This window comes from Leucobacter sp. M11, from assembly GCF_035726885.1.
Lineage (GTDB): Bacteria > Actinomycetota > Actinomycetes > Actinomycetales > Microbacteriaceae > JAPFRB01.
Genome location: NZ_JAPFRB010000004.1, coordinates 604,136 through 607,914, shown reverse-complemented (window position 1 = coordinate 607,914; position 3,779 = coordinate 604,136). Strand labels below are relative to the sequence as shown.

2 protein-coding genes are annotated in these 3,779 nt (G+C 75.1%); one reads left to right on the top strand and one right to left on the bottom strand.

Features of this window, described 5'->3' with window-relative positions:
• Positions 1-34 precede the first annotated feature (34 nt).
• Positions 35-3,271, bottom strand: coding sequence for a PD-(D/E)XK nuclease family protein (locus OOT08_RS15075; protein ID WP_325093612.1), 3,237 nt, complete (start codon positions 3,269-3,271; stop codon positions 35-37).
• A gap of 156 nt (positions 3,272-3,427) precedes the next feature.
• Here OOT08_RS15075 and OOT08_RS15070 point away from each other — a divergent pair, with 156 nt between their 5' ends.
• Positions 3,428-3,652: a DUF3107 domain-containing protein gene (locus tag OOT08_RS15070; RefSeq protein WP_325093611.1), complete on the top strand. Its 225-nt coding sequence runs from the start codon at positions 3,428-3,430 to the stop codon at positions 3,650-3,652.
• Positions 3,653-3,779 lie beyond the last annotated feature (127 nt).

The window sequence follows — 3,779 nt, the reverse complement described above, 5'->3', positions numbered from 1 at the left end:
GACACAGGCGGTTCCTGCTCTCTGCTGGGTTCGGTCATGCCTGGCTCACCGGCCGAATGACGTGGATGCGGCACTGGCCGAAGGAGGAGCGGCTGGAGCAGTGGTGCTCGACGCGGGCGGTGAACTCGGCCCCCGCCATCGTCTCGGCGGCTCGCTGCACGCGCTCGATGAAGGCGCGCTGGGCCTCCTCGGGCAGCGCGGACTGGCCGAACTCGCGGAAGGTGCGGCCCGCGCCAACCGCGCCGGGATGCACGTAGAGCAGGCGCGCCCCGCCGTTGCCGGGGGCCGCGCCGGGCTCCGGCTCGGTCCCCGCGGAGGGCTCCTCCGGCGACGGGGCCCCCTCCTCGCCGAGCTCGATCGCGTTGAGGACGATTGCGAGCTGATAGGCGGCGAGCTGGGCGTGCTCGGTGACCTGTTTCTGGCTCGGCGGGGTTTTGCCGGTCTTCAGGTCGACCACGCTGAGTTCCTCGCCCCCGTCCGCCGTTGGCACGGCCTCGAGCCGGTCGATCAGCCCCCGCAGCTCGGCCTGGCCGAGCGCGATCCGGAAGCCGCGCTCGCTGCCCACGAGGGAGCGGCGGCTGCCGTCAAACTCGTCCAGGTAGTCGACCAGGCCCCGCACCATCTTCCACGCCACGCCCCGCATCCGCTCGGATTCCCAGCCCGCCTCGAAGTCGAGCAGGCCCCAGGACTCGTCCAGCACGGCGTTCAGGGCGGCCTCGTCGGCCCGGGTCACGGTCTCGAAGGCGTGGTGCACGAGCGTGCCGACGTCCGCGGCTGCGTTGCCGCCGCCCCCGCCGAGCGTGGCGATCGCCCAGTCGAGGGGGCAGGTTTCGACCCGCTCCACCTGCGAGGGGCTCACGGGCACCCGGGCCTCGGGGTCGCTCAGGTCCACGAGCGGCTCGGCGGAGCTGAGCGGCTCCACCCCGTACCACTGCCCGGGGTCAGCCCCGGCGACCCCAGCGACCGCGAGCTCGACCAGGGCGTCCAGCGCGGCGGTGTCGCCCGGGTCCGCCGTGACGCGGCGGCGCAGCTCGGCGACCGTGCCGCGCAGGGTGAGCCGGGTGCTCGGCAGCCCGGTCACCGCGTCCGGCAGCCAGGCATCGGTGAAGGAGGAGGGCTGCTCGTCATCGGTCGCGAGCGAGACCGCGAGCACGCCGTCGCGGGCCCGGGACACGGCCTGGGCGAGCAGGCGCAGCTCATCGTGCACGGTGTCCCGGCGGCTCGGGGTGCTCGCCTCGCCGGTGCGGAGCAGGCGTTCGAGCGCCGCGGAGCCGAGCACCGAGCCGCGGGGCTTCACATTCGGCCAGACCCCCTCCTGCAGGCCGACGAGGACCACGAAGCGGGCCTCCCGGCCGATCATGCCCTGCGGGGTCGCGACGGTGATCGCCTCGCGCTCGCTCTGCCGGGCGAGGCTGTCCTCGGGCAGCTCGGAGCGCAGCAGGCTGTCCAGGAACTCGGCGATGGGCTCCTCGCTGCCCTGTTCCTCGTGGCGCTGGACGGCGAAAAAGAGCGCGACCACGGCGTCCAGGAGCCGGTTCGCGTCGTCTGAGACCGCGCCCTCGCCCTCGAGGGCGTCCCGCTCCCAGCGATCCGCGAGCCCGCTGCCGGACCAGGCCGCCCAGAGCACCTCGCGGGGGCTGCCCCCGTTGCGGGCGACGGCCTCGGCCGCCGCGAACACGGAGCCGATGCGGCGCAGGGCGCGGCCGCCACGGCTATCCACGGCGACGCCGAACTCGGGGTGGCGCACGGCCTCGTCCAGGATCTCGGCGAGGGTGCGCTCCCCGCCGGAGCGCCGCTCCTGGAGGCTGAGGGCCGCGCGCAGCCGCTTCACGGCGAGCCGGTCGAGCCCGCCGAGCGCGCCGCTGAGCAGGGCCTCGATCGCCGGGGTGTCGAGCGCCCGGAGGCCGAGGGCGAGCTGCACGACGAGGATCAGCTCCCGAACGACGCCGTGCTCACGGAGCACGATGCCGCCGGAGGCCTGGCCGGTCGGCACCTGCTGGATCGCGAGGGAGCGGGAGACGCGCGCGGCGTCGGCCTGGCTGCGGCAGATCACCGCGATCTCGGACCAGGCAAGTTCCGAGCCCGGTCCGCCGGGCTCCCCCGCCGGGCCGAGCCCCAGGTGTCGCTCCCGGATCCGGTGCGCGATGATGCCGAGCTGCTCGCTGGGCGAGGAGGCGAGGCTGAACTCTAGGCGACCCTCGGGGCGCGCGGCGCTCGCGGGGGTGGCCCGCTGCGCGCCGAGTTCGGCGGCCCCGATCCGGGCGGTGATGTCCGCGACCCGGGCGCGCAGCGTCGCCCCGTGCCGGTGCACGGTGCCGAGGAGGATCTCGGATTCTGGCGTGCCCGCGCGGCCCGGGGCCTCCGCCCGGCCCCCGTGTCCCCGGAGCGCTCGGCCGATGCCCGAGAGCAGGCCGACGGCCGGCCCCTGGAACGCGCTCGTGGCGATATCCGGGTCGCCGAAAGCCCAGATCGCGGTCCCCCGGTCGGCGAGCGCGGCGAGCAGCCCGGCCGCCGAGGCGCTGAGTTCCTGCGCGTCATCGATGAGGATGAGCCGGGGCGGCTCGGGGGCTCCCCCGAGCGGGTCCTCGTCGCGGATGGCCGCGATCGCGGCGCGGATGAGCTCGCTCGTGCCGTACTCGTCGGGGTGCCGCTGCGCGACGCGGGCGTCCAGGGCGTCCAGCAGCGCCGCCGCGTCGGCCCAGGCCGGGGCCCACTCGGCCGCGTCCGGGGTGCGGGCCGCCAACCCGGGCAGGGCGGCGGGGTCGAGGCCCGCGTCCACGGTGACCCGCCGCAGCTCGCGCAGCTCGTTGCGGAACTGCACCGAGCGCAGGACCTCGGCGGGGAGGCGGAGCCCGCCCTGACGGCCCAGCTCCTCGACAAGCTCGGCGATGAGTTCGTCCTGCGCCGCGCCGGTGAGCAGCCGGGGACGGGGCCGGGCGAGGGCGGCGCGCTGCGCGGCGACAACCTGGAAGGCGAGCGAGCTCGGGGTGCGCACCATCGTGCCCCCGAGCGGCCCGCTCACCCGGCGCTCGAGCCGGGTGCGCAGCTCCGCGGAGACGCGCCGATTCGCGGCCACGACCAGCAGCTCCCGGGGGGCGAGCGCGCCCGTCTCGATGAGCCGGCCCACGGCCTCGATGAGCGCAGTGGTCTTCCCCGAGCCGGGGGCCCCGAGCACGCGCGCGTGCCCGCTGGGGCTCAGCGCGCAGACGGCCTCCTGCTCGGCGTCCAGGGACACGCCTGCGGCGGGTGCGGCATCGGGCTCTGATGTCATAGATCCAGCCTAGCGAGGCACCCCCGACATCCGTGGGGTGCGGGGCTGACCGGGCCGCGTTCGCCGACAGCGCAGGCCGGAGCGGACGCTCCCCGGCTTTCTCGGGAACCGGTCCCGTAGACTCGGGAGCACCAGTCACCGCACGAAGGAGCACCCGTGGAAATCCGCATCGGCATCGTGAACTCGCCCCGCGAACTCAGCTTTGAGACCGAGGGCACCCCGGACGAGATCCGCGACCGAGTCCAGAAGGCCTCCGTCGCCGGCGACGTCCTGATCCCGTTCACGGACAGCAAGGGCAAGGAGTACCTGGTGGCCGCGGCCTCCATCGCGTACCTGGAGATCGGCACGGACACGAGCCGCCGGGTCGGCTTCGTCAGCTAACGGAATGCTCTGCGAAACACGCCGCCCCGAGGGGCGGCGTTTTTCGTCTCCGGCGTCGGGCTAGGGGGCCGGGACCGGGTCCACCACGAGCCGGACGGAGTTGCCCCAGGGGTCGTCGATGAGGAGC

What these genes read in the sequence shown, in the direction of transcription:
- OOT08_RS15075 (WP_325093612.1), bottom strand. Translation starts at nt 3,271, where the DNA reads ATGACATCAGAGCCCGATGCCGCACCCGCCGCAGGCGTGTCCCTGGAC.